Here is a 19,365-nt window from a genome sequence, read left to right as displayed (position 1 = left end):
CCCAGGAGGTGGCTCGCATGACGGAGCCGGTCGTGCGGTTGTCGGCTCACTCCAGGAGCGCGAGGTGGTCGGCGGTGCCCCCTCGCCATTCGATCAGGAAGAGGGTCGCGTCGTCGGTGGTGCGGCCGCCCCGTTGCTGCTTCAGGGCGTGGGAGAGTGAACGCACCACCGCTCGTACTCCCTTCTCCGTGTGTTCGATGCGGTTGACCCAGTGGATGAGTTGTTCTTCGCCGAATTGTTCTTCGCCGGTTTCGTGCTCCTCGATCAGGCCGTCGGTGAAGCACAGCACTCGGTCGCCGCGTTGGAGCGTCTGCCGGCTGATCCGGGGCTCTTCACCGCCGAAGCCGACGGGCAAGGTGGTCGGGCCTCCCAGTTGCCGGACGACCTGGTGGTCACGGATCAGCAGCGGTGCGGGGTGGCCCGCGTTGACCCACTGCAGGTGGCCCGTCTTGATGTTCAGACGCATCATCTGGGCGGTGACGAAGTGGTCGGGCCCGAACTGCTCGGCGATGGCCCGGTCCATGAACGTGTAGATCTCCGACAGGCCGATGTCGGCACGTCTGGCGTGCCGGTAGGCCCCGACGGCGACGGTCGCCATCGTGGCGGCGTCCAGGCCGTGGCCCATCGCATCGACCATGGCCACGTGCAGGATGTCCTCGTTGAGGGCGTAGTCGAAGCTGTCGCCTGCGACGTCGTAGGCGGGCTCCAGGATTCCGGCAACCGCGACCTGCGGGACGGACATCGCCAGCGGCGGCAGCAGGGACCACTGGATCTCCGCGGCCACGCTCATCGGTTCGCGGCGCCGGGCGAGGAAGAACTGATCGGTGTAGCTGTGCTTGGTGACCAGCATGTCGGCGACCAGGCCGGCGAGCCTGCGCAGCAGCCGCCGGTCGTCGGCATCGACGGTGTCCAGGGTGAGGGCCATCACGCCCACCTGGTCGCTGCCGTCCAGCAAGGGCAGGTACATCCGGATGCCGTCGGCCCTCGGCACCTCGACAGTGGTCGCGTGCAGAAAGGCCGTGCCGGCGGGAGAGTCACCGATCGGCTCGGGCTCGCCGACCATCAGGCGCCGACCCGGCAAGGGCACCAACACCAGTTGGCCATAGTCCTGCAGCAGGATCGAGACGTCGCGGCCACCGACCCTGGCCACCTCTTCCGCGATCAGCGGGGCGATCAGCTGCGGCGGCATCTCGTGGGCCCGGTCCAGCAGCACCCCCAGCAGCCGCTCACCGAACCCTTCCGACCGGTCCAGTACGCCCTCGTCGGGTCGGCGCTCACCTTCCGCCATAACCGCACTCCCGCACCGGCGTCGTCGAAGATTCAGCCGCCGTGTCCATGCTCACCTCGTACCGCGAGTCCAGCGCCCGCACCGACACGCGCGGTCCGTCCTGCGGTTACGGCGGATGCGCTCGACCCGCTCACGTGATCTGTACACACGGGCTCCTGACACGACCGCGATCAACCCGCACAGAGTGACGCGGTGGGCCACGCCGAACAGCCCATTACGCCAGAGGCGGCATGTCACACACGACCGGAACAGATGGCTCTCCGTCCCGTGTGCACTACATCTCTCCAGGAGCCCTCACAGGAGCAGAAGATCGGAGCCGCTGTCCGTGAGGAGCCGTGCGGTCTGCGGGGACGGGTGGCGCAGCCGCAGGGACGCGTGGGCCTCGGCGGCGCGCCGCCGAGGCATCGAGGAAGGCACCCGGGCCGCTGCTGTCGCAGCGGCCGACGGTGGTCAGATCCACGTCGATGGTGGTGATGCCGTCACTCAGGCACCGCTCCAGAGCGGTCCGCACCTGGGGCGTGGTGGCCGGGCCGATCTCACCGGCCAGGGTGATCAGTGCTCGCCTGCCCCGGTCGTGCCGGTAGATGTTCAGCTGCGGAAGAGTCATGACGCCTCGGTTCATGGGACCCGGCCGCTCCTCGCACAGTCACTGGCCCGGCGACGGAAACCGCCTGGTCACCTGTGGTGAGTGGTACGGCTGCGGCGGCGGCGCGGCCGGAAGCGGCCGCGTCCCCCGTCGCGGTGGTCCCGCCGTTCGCCGGTGGTCGGTGACTCGGACCGGTCCGGTCCCACCGGGGGCTGCGGCGTGCCGCCGCCGCGGCGGCCGGGCAGGGGGGCGCCGTACCGGCGCACGGCGATTCTGTCGGCGTGCTGGATGTTGAGCCGGTGGATCACGTATGCGCCCGCTGCGATGAGAACCATGAAGGCAGCGGCTGTCAGGAAGGCGTTCATGGCGGCCACCTCACATACCGATGATCAGTCGGCTGGTCCGGCCGGGCGGACCGGTCTGGTGGGGAACGGCCGCGGACACCGCGGAGGCGCCGCCCTCGTACTCCCATGCCTCGTCCGGGTCCGGTGGCTGGTCGGCCGCCAAGACGCCGTGCCGGGCCTCGTCCGCGGCGATGAGCGCGCTCGCGGTCAGGGGCGGGCCGTCGTAGTCGGACGCGGCAGCCATCAGCCGGGCCGCCGACGCCGCGCCGGTCTCGGGCGGGATGATCAGCAGGTCCCAACGGCCGGTGCCGTAGGAGAGCAGCAGCAGCTTGTGCGGGTCGATTTCCGGGGTGAACCAGCCGACCTTGACGATGTGGCCGTCCACAGGAATCTGGCGGGGGATGACCGGCCAGTGCTCCGGGTTGACGGCGATATGGGTGATCCGTCCCCACAGCGGATCCAGTACGTCCGCCAGAGCGGAGAGTTCGTGTGTCAGGTCACGTGACCGAGGCCACCAGGCACCGTCCAGCCCGACGTGCCCTGGTGAAGGAACTCACGGGTTTCAGCGCGAGGCGCGCGGTCGGGGCCCTGAAGGGAACGGCCCGTAGCGGGGGAGGAGAGGTGGTCGCGGACATCGCGCGAACCCGTCTCCGGACCTCTGCGCGAGCGCAACTGCCCGGTGTCGTTGCTCACTGGGAACGACACCGGCATCGGAGCCGGTGTGCGAAGTGCTCCCGATGAATTCACGCTACTTCCCGAAGGGGCCGAACGGACCGCTCCTGGACGTCGGCTCACTTCCGTCGGCGGTGGTCCTCCGAGGAACAGTTGGTCTCACCGCCGCCGGTTGCCGTGCTCGCGGGTGTGGAATAGGTCGCCGAGTTCCCCTCACCGTCGGCGAACCGTCCGGCGAAACCCAGCGCCATCCCGGTGAACAGGCCAACCGCGGCCATACCCATCGCGCGCTCCTTGCTCGATTCGGCTCCGGCAAGCGATTACTCGAGCCGCCGCTCTGGTTGTTCCTCCTCCTCGTCGAACAAATACACATCCTGTGGAGAGGAGTCCAGCTCCAGGTCTTGAGTAGGGGTCACCCGTCACCGCGCACTGCTATTAGGTCTTGAGCATTGCTCGGTCTCATGAGGTCACGCTTCATCACCTGGTGCAGAGCCTCTACGACCTCACTGACAGGTACTGCGGTGATGGCGCCGAGCATCTCGGGGGTGGCGTGGTCGCCGAGGACCGCGGTCGCGCCGAGGATCCGCCGCTCCAGCGGTTCGAGCGACGGCAGTTCGTCGAGCAGCAGGGCTTCGAGCCCCGTGCGCGGACCGCTTCCTGTCGGGCCCTCGGCAGGAGCGGACAGCGGCGGCGAAGGCATCAGGGGCGGACGAGACCCTCGATGGGCCTGGAGGAGGGTCAGGAAGTACAGCGGGTTGCCCTCACTCGCGGCGTAGATCTCGGCAGCGCGCCGCGGAGGCAGGTCGCGGGCGAGTTCTTCGACGCAGTCGCGCTCGCCAAGCGGCCCCAGGGCGATCCGCAGAACCGCGCCGGTGTCGACCCCACGGGTCAGAGCGGTGGTGAGCACCATCGGCGTCTGACGGTCACGCCGCGCGACGACCAGGAGCACAGGGGCCCGCAGTGGATGCCGGATGAGGTAGTCGAGCAGTTCCAGCGACGCCGGGTCCGCCCAGTGCAGGTCGTCGAGGAGCACGGCAAGGCCGGTCCCGCGAACACGGCCAAGGACGGCCGCCGTCTCCTGGTAGAGGCCGAAGCGGTCGCCGGTCCACCGGCCACTGCTCGCCTCCTCGAAACTGCCGCGCAGCATCGCGGGAAGTTCCCGCAACTCCGGAACCGCCTCCAGATCCCGCCGGCCGACCCAGGCGAAGGCATCGGCGAACGGCTGGAACGGGCTGTGCCGCTCGTACTCCGCGGCCTGGCCCCGCAGCACGGTCATCCCACGGCGCCGGGCCCGCACGCCGAACTCGGTCAGCAGCCGGCTCTTGCCGATGCCGGCCTCACCGGTGATGTCGACGACCGAGGGCCCGCCGTCCGCCAGGCGTTCCAGGACGGCGTCGAGCCGGTCCACCTCCGCCGATCTGCTGACGAAGGGCTCACTGTCCGCGCGGACAGCCGGTGCGTCGTACGCCACAGACATCACAAATCCCTTCTGCAGTCCGTGAGTTGACACGTTCACGAGTTCTTCGCGCGCAGAACACGGAGGAGGTGGCCATGAGTGTTATCTGACTTCTGCTGCTTTTGCTGATTGCGTTCAAAAGGTTCATGACCCGTGGGTAACTTCTGGCGACGGAGCCACAACGAACCCGCAGGTCACGAACCGCCCTCCCGGCGGAGCGCTATCGCCGCTGTGCGGCCAGGCGCACGGAGGCGTTGACTGCGCCATAGCCGCGATAGCCACCGGTGCGCTGGACAAGCTCGAAGAAGACGCGGCCGACGGTGGCCGTATACAGATGCCGGAACTCGCCGCCGTGCTCGTCGCGGTCGTAGAGGATGCCCAGCGCCCGGTAGGTGTCCAGCTCACCAGGGGCGAACTCGTAACGGGCGTCGAGATCGTCGTAGTAGTTGGCGGGGATCTCGAGCAACCCCGCGCCGGCCGTGAGGAGTCGGAGCCCGGTGGCGATGATGTCGTCGGTGGCGAGCGCGATGTGCTGAGCCCGCGTCCCGTCCTGAGCCTCCGGATCGGGCGCGAGGTTGAGGACGAGCCGCAGCCCGGCGGTGTCATCGGACAGGGCGCGGCTGCGCAGCAGCCCGTACGGGTCGGCCAGGTCGACGCTTTCGTGCGGCCGCAGCTCCAGCACGGCGCGGTGGAAGAGAACCGCTTCGTCGAAGTGGTGCCAGGGCTGAGTCAGAGCCACGTGGTCGATGCCGGTGATGGTCCCCCTGGTCGCGGTCTCGGCCTGTGCGGGCTGGGCGCAGGGCGGGAAGTCCTCGGTCCAGTCGGGGTGTTCGGGGCGTCGGGTGGCGCAGAAGAACATCTCGGTGCCGTCGGGGGCGGCTATCGCGTCGAGTGGGGTGTCCTGGGCGTCGCGGCGACGCGGAAGTACGGGCGCAAGGAGGGACTCGGCGCGCCGGGCCGCGGCGCCGGGATCGGGGGACTCCAGGCCGAGGGCCGCCAGCGCTGTGCCCTCACGCCGGGTGGTGCCGGCGTGGTTCAGCACGATTCGGGCTTCGCCCTGCTCCCACAGCTCCACCGGTTTCGCGGCGTGCCGTCCGGTCCGCCGGAAGCCGAGCGCGCCCAGCAGTTCGGTCACGGGCTGCGGGTCCGCGGTGGCTAGTTCCGCGAAGGCGACGCCGTACGGCACTACCGGCGCCGGAAGCGGCGAGATCCCGGCGCTCTCCTCCAGCGCTATCAGCGAGCGCAACGCGTCGACAGCGGTACTTGCCGCGCCCGCCTGGCGGAACACGTCGTTGAAGACCTCCAGGGAGAGCGGTCCCCGGTATCCGGCGTTGACGACGTGGCGGACGAGGGAGGTCACGTCCAGGCCGCCCTGCCCGGGGAAGCAGCGGTGGTGGCGGCTCCACTGGAGTACGTCCATCGCCGGCAGCGAGGCGTCGGCGAGCTGCAGGAAGAAGATCTTCTCGCCGGGGATGTCCTCGATGCCTTTGGGATCCGAGCCCCGGGAAAGGATGTGGAAGCTGTCCAGGCAGACGCCGAGCGAGGGGTGGCCGGCCTGTTCGACGATGCGCCAGGCATGGCCGTACGTACTCACGTACCGTCCCCACGCGAGCGCCTCGTACGCGATCCGGATGCCGAAGTCCCTTGCCACGTCCGCCAGTTGACTCAGCTGCCCGGCGGCGAGCGCGTCGTCGTCCACGGCGTACGGGGAGACGCTGGAGCACACCAGAAGCGTGTCCGTCCCCAGCCTGCGCATGACGTCGAACTTGCGCCGCGCCCGGCGCAGCGTGCGTACGAACTGCTCCTCGGGAACGGCCTCGACATCCCGCATCGGCTGGTAGAGATCGATGCTGAGCCCGAGGTCGGCGGCGCGGGAGCGGATCTCCTCCGGCGGCAGGGGGCTCGCGAGGAGGTCGTTCTCGAAGAGTTCGACGCCGTCGAAGCCGGCTCGGGCGGCGGCGGTCAGCTTCTCGGTGAGGGAGCCGCTGAGGCAGACGGTGGCGATGGACTTACGCATGGCGGCCCGCCTCGGTGTCATGGATGCTGATCCAGGTCTTTCCGGCGCGTTCGGCGGCGCCGGTGAAGGCCTGTTGGGCCTCGTGCAGGGGGAAGCGCGCATCGATGACGGCTCCGGGCCGGGCGTCGGGCAGTTCGGCGATGGCGGCGGTGAAGTCGCCCGGGTGGTCGTAGATCATCGATCCGTGGATCACCAGCTGCCGGCGGACCACGTCGTCGGTGGTGAACGGCAGACGGTCGGGGTTGAGGCCGATCAGGACGACGGTGGCGCCGGGGGCGGCGCGGTCCACGGCCGGGTGCAGCGCCGACGCGTGGCCCGAGGTCTCGAAGACGTACGTGAATCCGGTGCGGCCGTCGTCGGGTATCGCGCCCGACTGCTCCGCTTTGGCGAGCCGGAGGGGGTGGGGCTCGGTGACGACCGGCTGGACACCGAGGCGGGCCAGGATGAGGCAGACGAGCAGCCCCTGGGCCCCGGCGCCGACGACCAGACAGCGGTCGGCGGCCGTGACGCCGCTGCGCCGTACGGCGGCCCGGGCCACGGTGTACGGCTCGGTGGCGGCGAGGTCGGCGCCGGTGAGGCCGTCCGGGACCGGGTGGGCGAAGTGCGCGGGGAGAGCGACGCGTTCGGCCAGTACACCCGGGGCGTTCAGGCCCACGATGGCACGGTGCGGGCAGGCGGAGGTCAGGCCGGTGAGGCAGTCGGTGCACTTCAGGCAGGCGTAGTTGGGTTCGATGACGACGCGTTGGCCCACCTGGCGGTCCCGTACGTCGCTGCCGACGGCGGCGACGCGTCCGAAGCCCTCATGGCCCATGACCCAGTCAGTCGCGGGCACCAGGCGTCTGCCATGGAAGACGGCGAGGTCGCTGCCGCACAGGCCGACGCCGTCCATCTCCACGATGACATCACGCGGGCCGCAGACGGGCTCCGGCCAGTCGTCGACGATGTTGATCCTGCCAGGCCCGGTGAGGACGGCTGCTTTCACTGGAACTCCAAGCGGTCCACTAGATGGATCGTTCGATCCGCTGTGTGGTCAGAATAGAGCGCGCGGAGACCCTCAACAACGGGTCCGGTCTCAACCAGAGATGCGTTCGACCGAGGTGACAGAACGTCTGCGGCTTCCGACAGCCCGGCCGCCGTACTCCGAGGTGCGGAGTACGGCGGCCGGGAACGTGCTGCTTACTGGCCGGAAGGCATCCGCGATACGACCGCCAGGCGGTCAGACCACCGCATCCTCGGTCGCGGCACGCTGCCGTACGACCTTCTTGGCCTCGGGCTGGTCTTCGTTCCGTATGGACAGCGCGACCACGAAGGAGATCGCGCAGCCGAGGGCGATGTAGGCCGCGACCAGGCTCCAGCTGCCGTTCGCCCAGATCACCAGGGAGGCGGCGATGAGCGGGGTGAAGCCGCCGCCGACGGCGCTGGCGAGCTGGTAGCCGACGCCGGCGCCGCTGTAGCGGTACTCGGGGCCGAACATGTCGGTGAACAGGGACTGCTGGACGGCGACCGCCATGTCGTGCGCGACGTTCACCAGCAGCACGGCGCAGGCGATGATCAGCACCAGCGAGCCGGATTCCATGGCCCAGAAGTACGGCACCGCGCTCGCGGCGCCGATGACGGCGCCCCAGAGGTAGATCCGTCGGCGGCCGAACCGGTCGGCGAGGTAGGCGAAGACAGGGATGGTGAGGATGGCGAGTCCGCCGACGGCCAGGTTGACCTTGAGCAGGCTGTCGCGGTTCAGGCCGAGCTCGTCGGTGCCGTAGGCGAGGCCGAAGGTCGTCACGCCGTAGAAGGTGAACAGTTCCACGAAGCGCAGGCCGATGATGGCGAAGAAGCCCTTGGGGTTGGACTTCACGGCGGCGATCAACGGCACCCGGGGCCTGGCGTCCGCCTTCTTCGCGGCGACCTCCTTGGTGAAGACCTCCGACTCCTCGACCCTGGCCCGGATGACCAGGCCGACGATCACCAGGAACGCGCTGATCAGGAACGGAATCCGCCAGCCCCAGGCACGGAAGGCCGCGTCCGACGTCGCGCCCGACATGACCTTGGTGATCAGGGTGGCGAGCAGCAGACCGACCGAGGCGCCGACCTGGACGCCGCTGCTGTAGAGGGAGCGCCACTTGCGCGGGGCGTTCTCCACCGCCATCAGCGCCGCGCCGCCCCACTCGCCGCCTACCGCGAAGCCCTGTGCGGCCCGCAGGACGACCAGCCCGATGGGCGCCCAGATCCCGGCCTGTGCGTAGGTCGGCAGTACGCCGATCAGCGTGCTGGCCACCCCCATGATCAGCATGGTGAGGACGAGCATCCGCTTGCGGCCGAGCCGGTCGCCGAAGTGCCCGAAGACGATGCCGCCCAGCGGACGGAAGAGGAAGCCGACGCCGAAGGTGGCCCAGGCGGCCAGGGTGCCCACGGCCGGGGAGGCGCCGGGGAAGAACAAGTCGCCGAAGAGAAGGCCGGCGACGATGCCGTAGAGGAAGAAGTCGTACCAGTCGACGACGGCTCCCATGAAGCTCGCGATCGCCGCTCTCTTGGCCACGCCGAGGGCTCCGGGGCTGCCGGACGTGGCAGGGGACTGCGTACTGCTCATCTCACACACTCCGTTGGATGCTGCTGAATGCTGCGACATTTCCGGCCCGGCCGTGCCGCACGAGCGGTACGCGGAAGGCAGGGAGGCGGGACATGGATGGCTGCGGTGGGGACAGGCGCTCTGGCAACGGCGGGCGCCCTGGGTGCGGGGCGGGCCGTCACTGGCGGACCGGGCCATCGCCACAGCGGTGGGGGCGGCGACCCTCAGGGCCAAGGTCCACTCAATGGACCGAGCGAACCGTTTGGCGGAAACCTACGCGGCCGGGTGGCGGTCATCAAGGGTTGCGGCAAGATTTCTACGACTTTACGGTTCCCATGGTCCGCCTGGTGGACTACCGTCGGGTTCACGGGAAGAGCGCGGCGGATAACCTGCGCCGCGCAGGCAACGACGTGCACTGGCTCGCATAGGGGAGGGATCCGCGTGGACGACAAGGCCACCCAGGCCGAGGCGGGGCGGGAACCGCACAGCAGCGGCGTACGCAGCGTGCGGCGCGCCCTGGACATCCTCAACCTGCTGAGCGAGGACCGGCCCGTCATCACCCTGCGCGAGATCACCGACGCCACCGGCCTGGCCAAGACGACGGCATTGCGCCTGATCCAGACCCTGGAGGAGAGCGGCCTGCTGTGGTCGGACCCGGCCGGCTACACGGCAGGACCCGGCCTGTGGCGATGGGCCTACCTGGCCCGCAGCCAGTGGGACGTGCCGCGCGAGACCCGCAAGGTGATGCGCGACCTCTCCGACCGGCTGGGCGAGACGGTCAACCTCTTCGTCGCCCGCGACCTCAACCGCGTCTGCGTCGCTCATGAGGAGAGCCCGCACCCGCTGCGCCATGTGGTCGACGTCGGCGACGAACAGCCCCTGTGGGCCGGCGCCTCCTCCAAGATCCTCCTCCGCAATGCCTCCGAGACCCAGCTGCGCCGCATCGCCGCTGCCTCCCCGCACGGCGAGGAGTACGCCGACCGGTTGCGCACCCGGGCGCAGGAGGCGGCCGAGCGCGGTTACGCGGTCAGCAGCAGCGAGTGGGACGACGGCCTGACCGCCGTCGCCGTGCCGATCACCGGCCGCTCGGGCACGGTCATCGCCTCCCTCTCACTCAGCGGGCCCAGCCAGCGCTTCCCGTACGAGGCCGTCGAACGGTTCGCCGCAGACCTCGCGGAAGCGGCCGCGCTCATCTCCGACCAGGGGTTCAGCCACCCGCTCAGCCACGGCCGCTGACCTCGGCGACCGGCTGTCGGCAGGCCGCCACTCGATGGATGGTCCGGGCGTGCCTTCCGCCCGGCAGGGCACGGGGTCGGCCCGCCCAGCGACGTCTTCTCCCTCGGCTGCGTGCTGGCGGAGGTCGCCGCTGACCCGGCGAGGGCACATCGGGCGCACGTGCTGGTGGCATTCGAGGCCTACCACGCCGGACCTCTGCTGGCGCAGGGCCTGGTGTCGGCCGGTGCGCCAGCCGGGGAGATCTGTGTGGCGGTGCGGCCGCAAGACGTGCCCCGCTACGAGAAACATCCGCCAGGCTGGGTGCCCGTCCCGGCGGACCGGCTGGAGCAGTTCCCGCTGCATGTCGGCCACGGGCGGTGCCGGTTCCTGCTGGCGCCCATGGCGCGCGTGGAGCGGGGCCTGAACATCGTCGACCAGGGCGGGCGGTCGCTTCTGCATGTGGCCTGCCTGGTGGTGCGGCCGGTGCTGGTGATGGAAGAACCGGCCGTGCTGCTGGCCATGGTCAACTCGCTCGCTTACCGCGATGGGCCTTCCCCCGTGAAGGTGGGCACGCGGTTATTGATCACGCGGCGAGCGTGAGTTTAGCGGTGTGGTGTCGGCGTTCGTATTCGTTGGGGCTGAGCTGGCCGTTGGCGGAGTGCCGACGGCGGGTGTTGTAGCGGGTCAGCCAGGCGAAGACGGTCCTGCGGCACGTGCCGGCATCGCCGTAGTCGTGGGTGCCCTGGAGGGTCTCGCGTTTCAGGGACGCGTGGAAGCTTTCGCAGGCCGCGTTGTCGGCGCTGGTGCCGACCGCGCCCATCGACCGGGTGACCCCGAGTTGGTCGCAGAGGCCGGCGAAGGCCCGGGAGCCATACTGGGCCCCGTGGCCGGAGTGGAATACAGCGCCGTCCAGGCGACCGCGGGTCGCGGCCGCCATCCGCAGTGCGTCGGCGACCAGGCCAGTGCGCATGTGGTCGGCGATGGACCAGCCGACGACCTCGCGGCTGAAGCAGTCCAGCACCGTCGCGAGATAGAGGAACTCCCCGTTCTCCAGGGGGAGATAGGTGATGTCACCCATGTATTTCAGGCCGGGTTCGGCGGCGGTGAAGTCCCGCTGGAACAGGTCCGCAACCGGTGAGGCTGCCGGGACCGGGACGGTGGTGCGCACGCGTCTGCTCAGACGGATGCCGGTGAAGGAGAACGTCCGCATGATCCGGGCAACCCGCTTCTCGTTGACCCGCCGCCCTTTCCCGCGGAGCTCGGCGGTCACTCGCGGGGAGCCGTAGGCGCCGCCGGACTCGCCGTGAACCTCGCGGATCTCCTCGGCCAGGACCCGGCCCTTGTGCTGCCGGGCGGCCCGGGCCTCGGCGCCGGCAAGCCACATGTAATAGCTGGACCGGTTCACGTCCAGGACCTGGCAGAGCCCCTTCACCTCGTAGGTGTCCCGGTGGCCGTCAACGAACTGGAAACGGCTGATCACCAGTTCGCCTCCCCGGCGAAATACTTGGCCGCCATACGGAGGATGTCCCGCTCGGTGGCGACCTTGCACTCACACGCCTCGAGCTCGGCCACCCTCGCCTCCAACTGCCGCACCCGCTCGTCCCGATCAGCGGACGGCACCGCCTCCCGAGACCGGACACCCGGCCTCGCAGCCACGGCGGTCACGCCACGGCGTTCACGGTCCCGCAGCACCCACTCCCACAGGGTCGCCCGGTTGACGCCCAGGTCAGCAGCGATGCTCTTGTAGATCGCCCCGGGTGCGGACTCATACAGGGCCACGGCACCGGCCCTGAACTCATCCGAGTAGTCCTTCATCGCCATCGGCCGTCTTCTCACTTCCTCCAGATCAAGCAAACCCAGTACCAGCGCGTCCACCACTCAAGGGGAAGCTTCACCGCCGACGTCCCCCAGCTCACCCTGCAACGACTCCTCGGCGCCCGGGCCGGCCCTCATGCTCGACGACGCCGACCTCGGCAACCGCCGGCTGACCATCACCGGACGCGTCCGCCCGCTCGACGGCCTCACATGAAGCTACTGCTGGACTGGCTGGAGCACCGACGCAGCCGATAGCCGAACACAGCGAACCTCCACCTGCAGATCAACGACCAGACCGCCAACACGACCGGCCGCGCCAGCAACCAGTGGATCAGCGTTCCGATGCGCGGACAGGACGCGGCCCTGGAGCGGCTCCGCGTCGACCGCCAACTCGAAGAGGCCATGGTCAAAGGCCCCGACCCTCTCAACCTCGCGGAGGTCTTCGGCCTCGACGAGCAGACTGCGATCCGCTACGCCAACTCCGCTCGCGCTCTCCTGGAACGGCCCCTGGAAATCGCCCCCGCAACTTCACCACGAACCCACTGGTCAGCTCCTTGACACTGGGGACACCGACCTCTCGGGGCCACGCCCAACAGCCTTCAGTTCCGCGAACTCACGGAGGCGAGGGGTCAGCGGGTGGGTGGGACGAACTCGGGCTGGTCGAGCAGGCGCAGCCAGCTTCCATCAGGCTGGCGCCGGACGACCTGTGCCCGGGCACCGGCCCCGTCCTTCGGAGGAGTCGAGGTAAGGGCGATGTCGTCACTGATCAGCGTCGGCAGCGGTTGTTCCTGCTCGAAACGGGGACGGTTGGCCAGCGCCTTCTCCCACAGCGCACGAATCGCCTCCCGGCCCACCGTCTGGTCGCCGGGTGGGTAGGCCATCACCGCACCCTCTTCGTAAAGTGCGGCGACCCCGGCCGCGTCGCCGGCGTTGGATCGTTCGACGAACAAGCGCGTGATGTCCTCGGGCCGCATGGCCTTCTCGTACTCCGGCATGAATTCCTCCTGACGTCGGGCTTCGACGCTTCCCAGCGTGGCCGCCGACTGGCCAGAATTCCAACAGATGAATCTTCTGGAAACTAGAATCTGCAGTCATGGAGCTGAGGCAGCTGGAATACTTCGTCGCAGTCGCCGAGGAGCAGAACTTCACCCGTGCAGCCGAGCGGGTGCACATCAGCCAGTCCGGCGTCAGCGCCCAGATCCGCCAGCTGGAACGGGAACTCGGAGCCGAGCTGTTCGACCGGTCGGCCCGCACTGTCACCCTCACCGTCGCAGGAAAGGCCGCACTCGAACACGCCCGCGCCGCACTCGCCGCCGCTGGGGCAGTCGGCCAGGCGGTGGGCGAGGTGACCGACCTGATCCGGGGGCACCTCACCGTCGGAATGGTCATCGGCTGCACCATCACCCCGCTGTTCGACGCCCTCGCCGCGTTCCACCAGGCACATCCCGGTGTGGAGATCTCGCTGCTGGAGGACAGCTCCGACCGGCTCATCGAGGGGGTGCGCACCGGCACCGTCGACCTGGCACTCATCGGGGCAGCAACCGCCACCCCCGACGGGCTGGACGCGCTGACCATCATCAGCGAGCGGCTCGTCGCGGCAGTCCCGGCCGGGCACCCCTTGGCGAAACAGCGGCGGGTCACCCTGCGCGACCTGATCGCCTACCCCATCGTGTGCATGCCGCCCGGCACCGGCCTGCGCACGGTATTCGACCAGGCCTGCGCCGCACAGAGCCTCCAACCCGCGATCCCTCTGCAGGCCAGCGCCGCGGACGCCATTGCCGACCTCGCCGCCCGCGGGCTCGCCGTCGCCGTCCTCAGCGACTCCATGGCCGCGAGCTACCGCGACCGGCTCACCGCCCGCACCATCGATGATGTCGATACACCCGCATTGCTCGCCCTGATCTGGAAGAACACGCACAGCCCGGGGATGCGTGAACTGCTCGTGCACAGCCGGCGAGCATTCACCAAGCCCGACCCCGCGACTTCACCGCGAATCCACGAGCCCACCCCTGACATCAGGGCGACAGACCCTTGAGTTCCCACCAAAGTGCCTTCAGTTTTCGCGAACTCGCAGGCCTCACGGGGGTTGAGGAACATCCATGTCAGATCGTGCGTTAAGCCCTCGCGGCCTCGATTGGCACTTTGACCTGGGCGGATCGTACGGCGCAGCCTTCGCGGGTCGATGTTGTCGATCTTCTGAGGACCTGGTGGCGGTCGAGTTCCTGTCGGATCAACAGGCAGCCCAGTACGCGGCGTTCAACGGAGCGCCGTCACATGGGGAGCCGGAGCGGTACTTCTTCCTGGATGACTCGGATCTGGAGAAAGCGCAGGCCAAACGGCATTCGCACAACCGGCTCGGCTTCGCGGTCCAGCTGATGAGCGTGCGCTACTTGGGCCGGTTCATGCCAGACCGCAGCAGGTGCCTGCGGAGGTGGCCGAGTACCGGGCCGAGCAGTTGGGCATCGCCGACCCGTCGTGCCTGAAGGAATATGGCGAGCGGGACGGGGACGACCCGTGCACACGCCGGGGGGATCCAGGAGGCGGGAGCTGGCGTGACTTCGCCGAGGTGCGGGACGAGCTGAGCGAGTGGCTGGACGCGCGGGCCTGGACGACTGGCGACGGGCCGAAGTCGCTGTTCGATGCGGCGGCTGGGTGGCTTCGCGAGCGCGGGGTGTTGCTGCCCGGGGCGGGTCGACTGGCCCGGTTGGTGGGCACCGTTCGGGAGGCGGCGAACAACCGGCTATGGGAGGCCCTGTACGGCCTGCTGAGCACCAGTCAGCGGGCGGTGCCGAACTCCTTGCTGACGGTGCCGCCGGGCGCCCGGGTGTCGGAGTTGGACCATCTGCGCCGGGGTCCGGTGCGGATCTCGGGGCCGCAGATGAAGTGGGCGCTGAAGCGTGCGGAGGAGATCGCCCCCTTCGGAATGGGTGAGGTGGACCTGTCCGCGATTCCGCCACGGCGGCTGGCGGAGCTGTCTCGGTACGGCATCGATGGCAAGGCGTCGCTGCTCAGGCAGCACGGCGACTGCCGGCGCCTGGCCACGCTGCTGGCCACCGCCGTCCACCTGACGCCCCGGGCAGTCGATGACGCCCTGAACCTCCTGGAGGTACTGATCGCGACAAAGCTGCTGGCCCGCGCGGAGCGGGAGACGGCGAAGGAGAAGCTGAAGACTCTGCCCGGGGTAGAGCGCGCGTCGGCGAAGCTGGCCGCCGCGTTCCAGATCGTGTTCAACACCACCAGCGAGCAGGTCGACACCGACACCGGGGAGATCAGTCCGCCCGAGGTGGAGACGCTGGAGGCGATGTGGGAGCGGATCGAGCAGGTGGTGCCCCGGCACGAGCTGGCGGCCGCGATCGCCGCGCTGTTCCGAGCTGACGCCGCCGCTCGACTCGGACGCAGACGAGGCATGGCGGTCCCAGCTGGTCACTCGGTTCGGCACCGTGCGGTCGTTCCTGAAGCTCCTGGTCACGGTGGTCGACTTCGGCGCTGCCCCGGAGGGCCTGCCGGTCCTGAAGGCGTTGAAGTCGCTGCCGCATCTGATGGGCCGTAAGAAGGTCGGGCCCGCCGAGATCGGCACCGTCCTGCTCACCGGCTCGTGGCGGCGGCTGGTGCTGTCCGCGCCGCACTTGGAGCCAGGCACGGTGGACTGGAAGGCGTACGCGTTTTGCGTGCTGGAGCAGTTGCACCGGATGCTGCGCCGGCGGGAGGGCGATGACCCGTAACTCCTTCGCGATCACCGATGGCGCTACCGCCCGCAGATCTTTCGACCGCGCCGTAGAATGTGCAAAGTGCCTCTTCCATGAGAGATCCTGATCGATCGACACCGAAAGTTCCCTTGCCGGAGATGAGCCTTCGCCCACCTACACGCCGATAACCGGCACATCCTGAAGATCACCATGAATCACCGAGGTTAACATGACTGACGGAGAAACATTTTTCAGCAGCATTGGCGAGATTCTTGGACGTCGACACCGAATTTCTGGCCTGAATTCCAAGTCTGGCACATTCGAACTGCATGATGCGGATCGAACGGTTCGTGTCACATTAGAGTTGGACCTTCTTGCGGAGTACTTCAATCAGCTAGATGAGCATGACATCCCTGGCCTTTCCCACTCGCCGCAGGATGCGCAGGATCGAGTCCGGGTGAAGCGCATCGCCATGTGGATTGAGGAAATCTTCGAATCAGACATCTCGTTGTCGCTTCTCGAGATCCGGCTCGGCCGGTCAGCTGATGGTCGGATTTGTCTTGTCGATCGACGCGGCCCCGCACGGAGATCATTCCCTCCTGCAAACACGAACGGCGGCTATTGGTCGGCCGACCGGCCTGGCACCTGATCGGTACCTATTCAGCTCGAGAGAGCTGGTGGCGTCCACGGGCTGGTGGTGAACAACTGCTTGGGCACGGCGAGGGCGTCCACGTCGTGCTTGGCCGTGGTGCCCAGGTGCGAGCGGACGGTGGCGAAGGTGGGGCTAGGCCCAACGATGACTGCCGTCGTCTCCGATAGCCGTCCAGAGGGTGTGGCGATCAGGAAGCGAATACCGCCGCCCGCCTCATGCGTGGGCAATGCCGCCGCTGGCTACGCATCCCCGTCACCTGGCCCTCGCGCACCGGATCACCACCGCGTTCGGGCGGGGATGGCGGCCATCCCCGCCCTCGGTTGGCCAGCACAGCCGCCATCCCGACACGCAGAAGGACTCCAGGAGGCCACGCCCACCGCCGCGACAGGCGACCGACCACCACGCCCCGAATACACTGCATCGGCCACTAGGGAAGCCGCCGGGTGCCGGAGATCAGCGTCAGGCGCGAATCATCGAGGCTAGAGCGAGTTACCTCTTACAGATCGCGCTGCTGGGATACGTGGTGATAACGCGGCCATCGTAGGCGCTGTAGATCACCTTGAAGCGCTGCTGCCATACTAAGCGGCCATTACGGTCGTGAAGGTATAGCATCCGATCTCGGCAGCCATCAGTCCCCTCAACGATGACATGGTCGGGGTCTGTGGCGTTGTAGTGAATGGCCCAATGCACCAGATCGCTCCAGTTGAGCCCGCCCGCCCTGGCCAAGCCTTGGAACTCGTCGTAGTGCCTGTTTTTGATGTGACGGTAACCCCAGCTGGCGTTGCCACACTTCAATGGGAAGCTGCCAAATTGGTAGACTAGTTTTTGTTCACTAGTTGACACGCCGCACGCACCCCAGTTGGGCCTGGGCCCCAGCTTTGCTGCATGCGCAGGTGTCGCTACTGCCAGCCCAAAACCGAGGGAGAGAACGACAGCAAGCAGCCCACTGCGTAACTTCTTCAATTCGACATCCTTTGGGGGATGGAGCCAATCAAGCCCTACGACAAGATTGACTGAGATTAGAATTAGGCGTTGGGTTGGATGTACCCTTGGAATGGCTCACTCAGGGGGCGTTTCCTGGCCCTCCGGTCGCGAGCGATTGCCACCATCGCGCGTTTCACGCAATGTTTGCCAGAATGCGAACAAAGCACCTCCCCCGTGCTCGACGTACGCCACCCCAGTTGCCCCGCGCCGAAAATATCACTGGGACAAATGTCAGGCAAGGATTAGGACTGTAAAACGAGGCGTGCAACTCTCGATCACCGGCCTGGTCGAGATCGACGTGCCGCGTGACCGCGACGCGAGCTTCGAGCCCAAGATCGTGACGTCGAGCGCATCGCGCCGGACGAGTTGTGGGATCTGCACCAGCGAGCAGTTGCCGCCGATCTCTGGCCCGTCGGGGCCGAGCGCGCACCGGCCCTTCGCCGAGTGGAGTGCCGCCCGGGTCTGGGCGAAGTGCACCGCCTCATCCTCGACGAACGGGGTTGGGTGCCGCTTGCGTCAGCAGCGTCCACAGCGGCATACCGTAGCCCCGCCCGCTGACATCACCTCCAGCTCCGAATATCGCGTACTTGGAATGACGCTCCCCACCAGTCGGCGCCTCCGCCTGGACCGGGGCCGAACGCCAGGCCTATGCCAAAGACCTCGACGACCCCCGGCGCCCTGATCGCGGTCTCCGCAGCCAGCAAGCGGTCCAAAGCTGACCAGGGATCGGCCACCTGGCAGCCGCCCGCCGAAAACCACCGTTGCACGTACGCCACCGACTGGGTGACCGTCAGAACCCGCTGGAGCCTCGCCGTCGACCCAGCAGAACAGGCCTCGCTCAGCGAGGTCCTCGGCGGCTGCCCGAACACGGTCGTCGCCGTCACCCTCGCCCGCTGAGCCGGGGCCGGTCTGTTCGCCAAGTGGGTCACTTTCGATCCGCCGTCAGAGGTTCAGCGTCGGCCGCCGTCGAGAGGCGGGCCCCGACCGAGCCGCCGACCAGGTCGGTCCACCTCCGCTCGCGCGGAGAGCACCGTCGAGGTCCTGGCCGAGGCCGTTGACGAAGCCGCGCAGGGCGGGCAGATCGTCAGCCTGCACGCGCTTCATCCACTGACCGAGGTCCTGGCCCCGGCGGTTGTTCATCAACTCGGCGAAGGCGCGGACGTGTTCGGCAGATCGGTCGAGGGCCGGGCAGCGGGCGCGAATCGGCTTGAGCCGCTGGGCCTGGTCGTCGTCGAGGCGGTCGGGGTGGCGGGTGATCCAGCTGGTCACGTCCCGCACGGACGTGTGCTTGCGGGGTGGATCGTCGTGCGGGAAGGCTTCGCGGAGCCGTTGGACGTACTTCTTCACGACACTCTCGCCACCGGGATAGCCGCGCTCGCGGACTTCCTCGAACAGGCGGCGTGCGACGGTGCAGCCTTCCGTCCATCGCTGATGGAGGTAGGGTCCAGGCAGGCCAGGCCGATCTCGTTGAACCTGTGGATCACGCCCCGGACGGTGTCCTCGTCGGCCTGCACCAGCTGGGCGATCACCGGCACACGGTTCCCCCGGCCGAGGCCAGCAGCATCATCGCGCGTCGGTAGCGCATCGAGTTGGTGCTGCCCCGGCGCACGTTCTGCTGCAGCTTCTGCCCCTCCTGGTCGGTCAGTCTGCGCACACGGACAGGCTCGGCCACCGCGCCTCCAGCAGTCGGATCGGACGTCACCGCACATCCAACCGCCGGAGCGCCGTCCCGCCGACCGTTCCCGGTCAGAGCACTACTTCTCGCGCAGGTCCTCGACCTCGACGGCCAACACGGCCATCTTGCGCACGTGCGTGTAGTACCTGCTCGCGTACTCGTCGTCGATCACCGGGAGGACCTTGTCGAACACCGCCACCAGCCGCGTGAGGGCTGCGCGGTGCTGTTCGGTGAGAGGCCTTTTGAGAACGTTCGTCGCGTAGCCGTAGGCGTCCGCGTCGAGCATCACCATGTCCTGATCCTCGACGTCCAAGCCGCGGAAGCCGGGCGGGAACGGCATGGCCATGTGCTCGGCCGTCATCCGTGAGAGCGCATCCAACCTTTCTTCGAGCATGCCTGCGATCATGCCAGG

20 protein-coding genes and 2 pseudogenes are annotated in these 19,365 nt (G+C 68.3%); 7 read left to right on the top strand and 15 right to left on the bottom strand.

Features of this window, described 5'->3' with window-relative positions:
- Positions 1–46: 46 nt before the first annotated feature.
- The 9 genes from CES90_RS43335 to shiA all read right to left on the bottom strand — a co-directional run bounded on the left by CES90_RS43335 (position 47) and on the right by shiA (position 8,947).
- Complete coding sequence (locus CES90_RS43335) at positions 47–1,288, bottom strand: PP2C family protein-serine/threonine phosphatase (protein WP_189788501.1); 1,242 nt, start codon at positions 1,286–1,288, stop codon at positions 47–49.
- 274 nt (positions 1,289–1,562) lie between these two features.
- Entirely contained in the window at positions 1,563–1,910 is a 348-nt protein-coding gene (locus CES90_RS43330) for an STAS domain-containing protein (protein WP_229914524.1), read from the bottom strand.
- A 53-nt stretch (positions 1,911–1,963) separates the two neighbouring features.
- Positions 1,964–2,239, bottom strand: a complete 276-nt coding sequence (locus tag CES90_RS43325; RefSeq protein ID WP_189788500.1) for a hypothetical protein — start codon at positions 2,237–2,239, stop codon at positions 1,964–1,966.
- 10 nt (positions 2,240–2,249) lie between these two features.
- Entirely contained in the window at positions 2,250–2,693 is a 444-nt protein-coding gene (locus CES90_RS52250) for a DUF5994 family protein (RefSeq protein WP_373313639.1), read from the bottom strand.
- 316 nt (positions 2,694–3,009) lie between these two features.
- Positions 3,010–3,174: a hypothetical protein gene (locus CES90_RS43315; protein WP_189788499.1), complete on the bottom strand. Its 165-nt coding sequence runs from the start codon at positions 3,172–3,174 to the stop codon at positions 3,010–3,012.
- A gap of 128 nt (positions 3,175–3,302) precedes the next feature.
- Positions 3,303–4,367 (bottom strand): ATP-binding protein, encoded by a 1,065-nt coding sequence (locus tag CES90_RS43310; protein WP_189788475.1) that lies wholly within the window; start codon positions 4,365–4,367, stop codon positions 3,303–3,305.
- 199 nt (positions 4,368–4,566) lie between these two features.
- Positions 4,567–6,363: a bifunctional sugar phosphate isomerase/epimerase/4-hydroxyphenylpyruvate dioxygenase family protein gene (locus CES90_RS43305; protein ID WP_189788476.1), complete on the bottom strand. Its 1,797-nt coding sequence runs from the start codon at positions 6,361–6,363 to the stop codon at positions 4,567–4,569.
- Complete coding sequence (locus tag CES90_RS43300) at positions 6,356–7,345, bottom strand: zinc-dependent alcohol dehydrogenase (RefSeq protein WP_189788477.1); 990 nt, start codon at positions 7,343–7,345, stop codon at positions 6,356–6,358. The genes CES90_RS43305 and CES90_RS43300 overlap by 8 nt, the downstream gene beginning before the upstream one ends.
- 234 nt (positions 7,346–7,579) lie before the next feature.
- Entirely contained in the window at positions 7,580–8,947 is a 1,368-nt protein-coding gene (gene shiA / locus CES90_RS43295; protein ID WP_189788478.1) for a shikimate transporter, read from the bottom strand.
- 420 nt (positions 8,948–9,367) lie between these two features.
- On the opposite strand from shiA, the gene CES90_RS43290 reads away from it, so the two are divergent.
- Together CES90_RS43290 and CES90_RS43285 are read left to right on the top strand one after the other, a co-directional pair.
- The gene (locus CES90_RS43290; protein WP_189788479.1) at positions 9,368–10,162 is read left to right on the top strand and encodes an IclR family transcriptional regulator; all 795 of its coding nucleotides are present in this window, start codon (positions 9,368–9,370) and stop codon (positions 10,160–10,162) included.
- Positions 10,163–10,273: 111 nt separating this feature from the next.
- A complete protein-coding gene (locus CES90_RS43285; protein ID WP_189788480.1) occupies positions 10,274–10,741 on the top strand; it encodes a hypothetical protein in 468 nt (155 codons plus the stop codon).
- On the opposite strand, the gene CES90_RS43280 is transcribed toward CES90_RS43285, so the two are convergent.
- A protein-coding gene (locus CES90_RS43280) for an IS3 family transposase (protein WP_189788481.1) occupies positions 10,725–11,962 on the bottom strand; the annotation gives its coding sequence in 2 pieces (ribosomal slippage) (positions 10,725–11,636 and positions 11,639–11,962; 1,236 coding nt in all). The two genes, CES90_RS43285 and CES90_RS43280, sit on opposite strands and share 17 nt — an antisense overlap.
- A gap of 336 nt (positions 11,963–12,298) precedes the next feature.
- On the opposite strand from CES90_RS43280, the gene CES90_RS50730 reads away from it, so the two are divergent.
- Positions 12,299–12,514 (top strand): hypothetical protein, encoded by a 216-nt coding sequence (locus CES90_RS50730; RefSeq protein WP_229914518.1) that lies wholly within the window; start codon positions 12,299–12,301, stop codon positions 12,512–12,514.
- Positions 12,515–12,585: 71 nt separating this feature from the next.
- On the opposite strand, the gene CES90_RS43270 is transcribed toward CES90_RS50730, so the two are convergent.
- A complete protein-coding gene (locus tag CES90_RS43270; protein ID WP_189788482.1) occupies positions 12,586–12,951 on the bottom strand; it encodes a YybH family protein in 366 nt (121 codons plus the stop codon).
- Positions 12,952–13,049: 98 nt separating this feature from the next.
- Between CES90_RS43270 and CES90_RS43265 the strand changes: the two genes are divergently transcribed.
- The 3 genes and pseudogenes from CES90_RS43265 (at position 13,050) to CES90_RS43255 (ending at position 16,291) form a co-directional block, all read left to right on the top strand.
- Entirely contained in the window at positions 13,050–13,991 is a 942-nt protein-coding gene (locus tag CES90_RS43265; protein WP_189788483.1) for a LysR family transcriptional regulator, read from the top strand.
- A 172-nt stretch (positions 13,992–14,163) separates the two neighbouring features.
- A pseudogene (locus CES90_RS43260) lies at positions 14,164–15,663 on the top strand (DUF4158 domain-containing protein); the annotation flags it as partial.
- A gap of 208 nt (positions 15,664–15,871) precedes the next feature.
- A complete protein-coding gene (locus CES90_RS43255; protein WP_189788484.1) occupies positions 15,872–16,291 on the top strand; it encodes a hypothetical protein in 420 nt (139 codons plus the stop codon).
- Positions 16,292–17,509: 1,218 nt separating this feature from the next.
- Here the strand turns inward: CES90_RS43255 and CES90_RS52245 are convergent.
- Positions 17,510–17,755 (bottom strand): hypothetical protein, encoded by a 246-nt coding sequence (locus tag CES90_RS52245; RefSeq protein ID WP_208921583.1) that lies wholly within the window; start codon positions 17,753–17,755, stop codon positions 17,510–17,512.
- Positions 17,756–17,926: 171 nt separating this feature from the next.
- On the opposite strand from CES90_RS52245, the gene CES90_RS43245 reads away from it, so the two are divergent.
- Entirely contained in the window at positions 17,927–18,175 is a 249-nt protein-coding gene (locus tag CES90_RS43245; protein WP_229914520.1) for a hypothetical protein, read from the top strand.
- Positions 18,176–18,220: 45 nt separating this feature from the next.
- Here CES90_RS43245 and CES90_RS43240 read toward each other — a convergent pair whose 3' ends face one another.
- The 3 genes and pseudogenes from CES90_RS43240 to CES90_RS43230 form a co-directional block, all read right to left on the bottom strand.
- The gene (locus CES90_RS43240; protein WP_189788485.1) at positions 18,221–18,625 is read right to left on the bottom strand and encodes a DesA/ISL3 alpha bundle tail domain-containing protein; all 405 of its coding nucleotides are present in this window, start codon (positions 18,623–18,625) and stop codon (positions 18,221–18,223) included.
- A 92-nt stretch (positions 18,626–18,717) separates the two neighbouring features.
- Positions 18,718–18,950, bottom strand: a pseudogene (locus CES90_RS43235) (helix-turn-helix domain-containing protein); the annotation flags it as partial.
- Positions 18,951–19,032: 82 nt separating this feature from the next.
- Positions 19,033–19,347 (bottom strand): hypothetical protein, encoded by a 315-nt coding sequence (locus CES90_RS43230; RefSeq protein ID WP_189788486.1) that lies wholly within the window; start codon positions 19,345–19,347, stop codon positions 19,033–19,035.
- Positions 19,348–19,365: the final 18 nt, after the last annotated feature.

The sequence above is a fragment of the Streptomyces capitiformicae genome (genome assembly GCF_002214185.1).
In the GTDB taxonomy this organism is placed as follows: Bacteria; Actinomycetota; Actinomycetes; order Streptomycetales; family Streptomycetaceae; genus Streptomyces; species Streptomyces capitiformicae.
The sequence above is the reverse complement of the archived record's forward strand: the minus strand, read 5'-3'. Positions and strand labels throughout refer to the sequence as shown.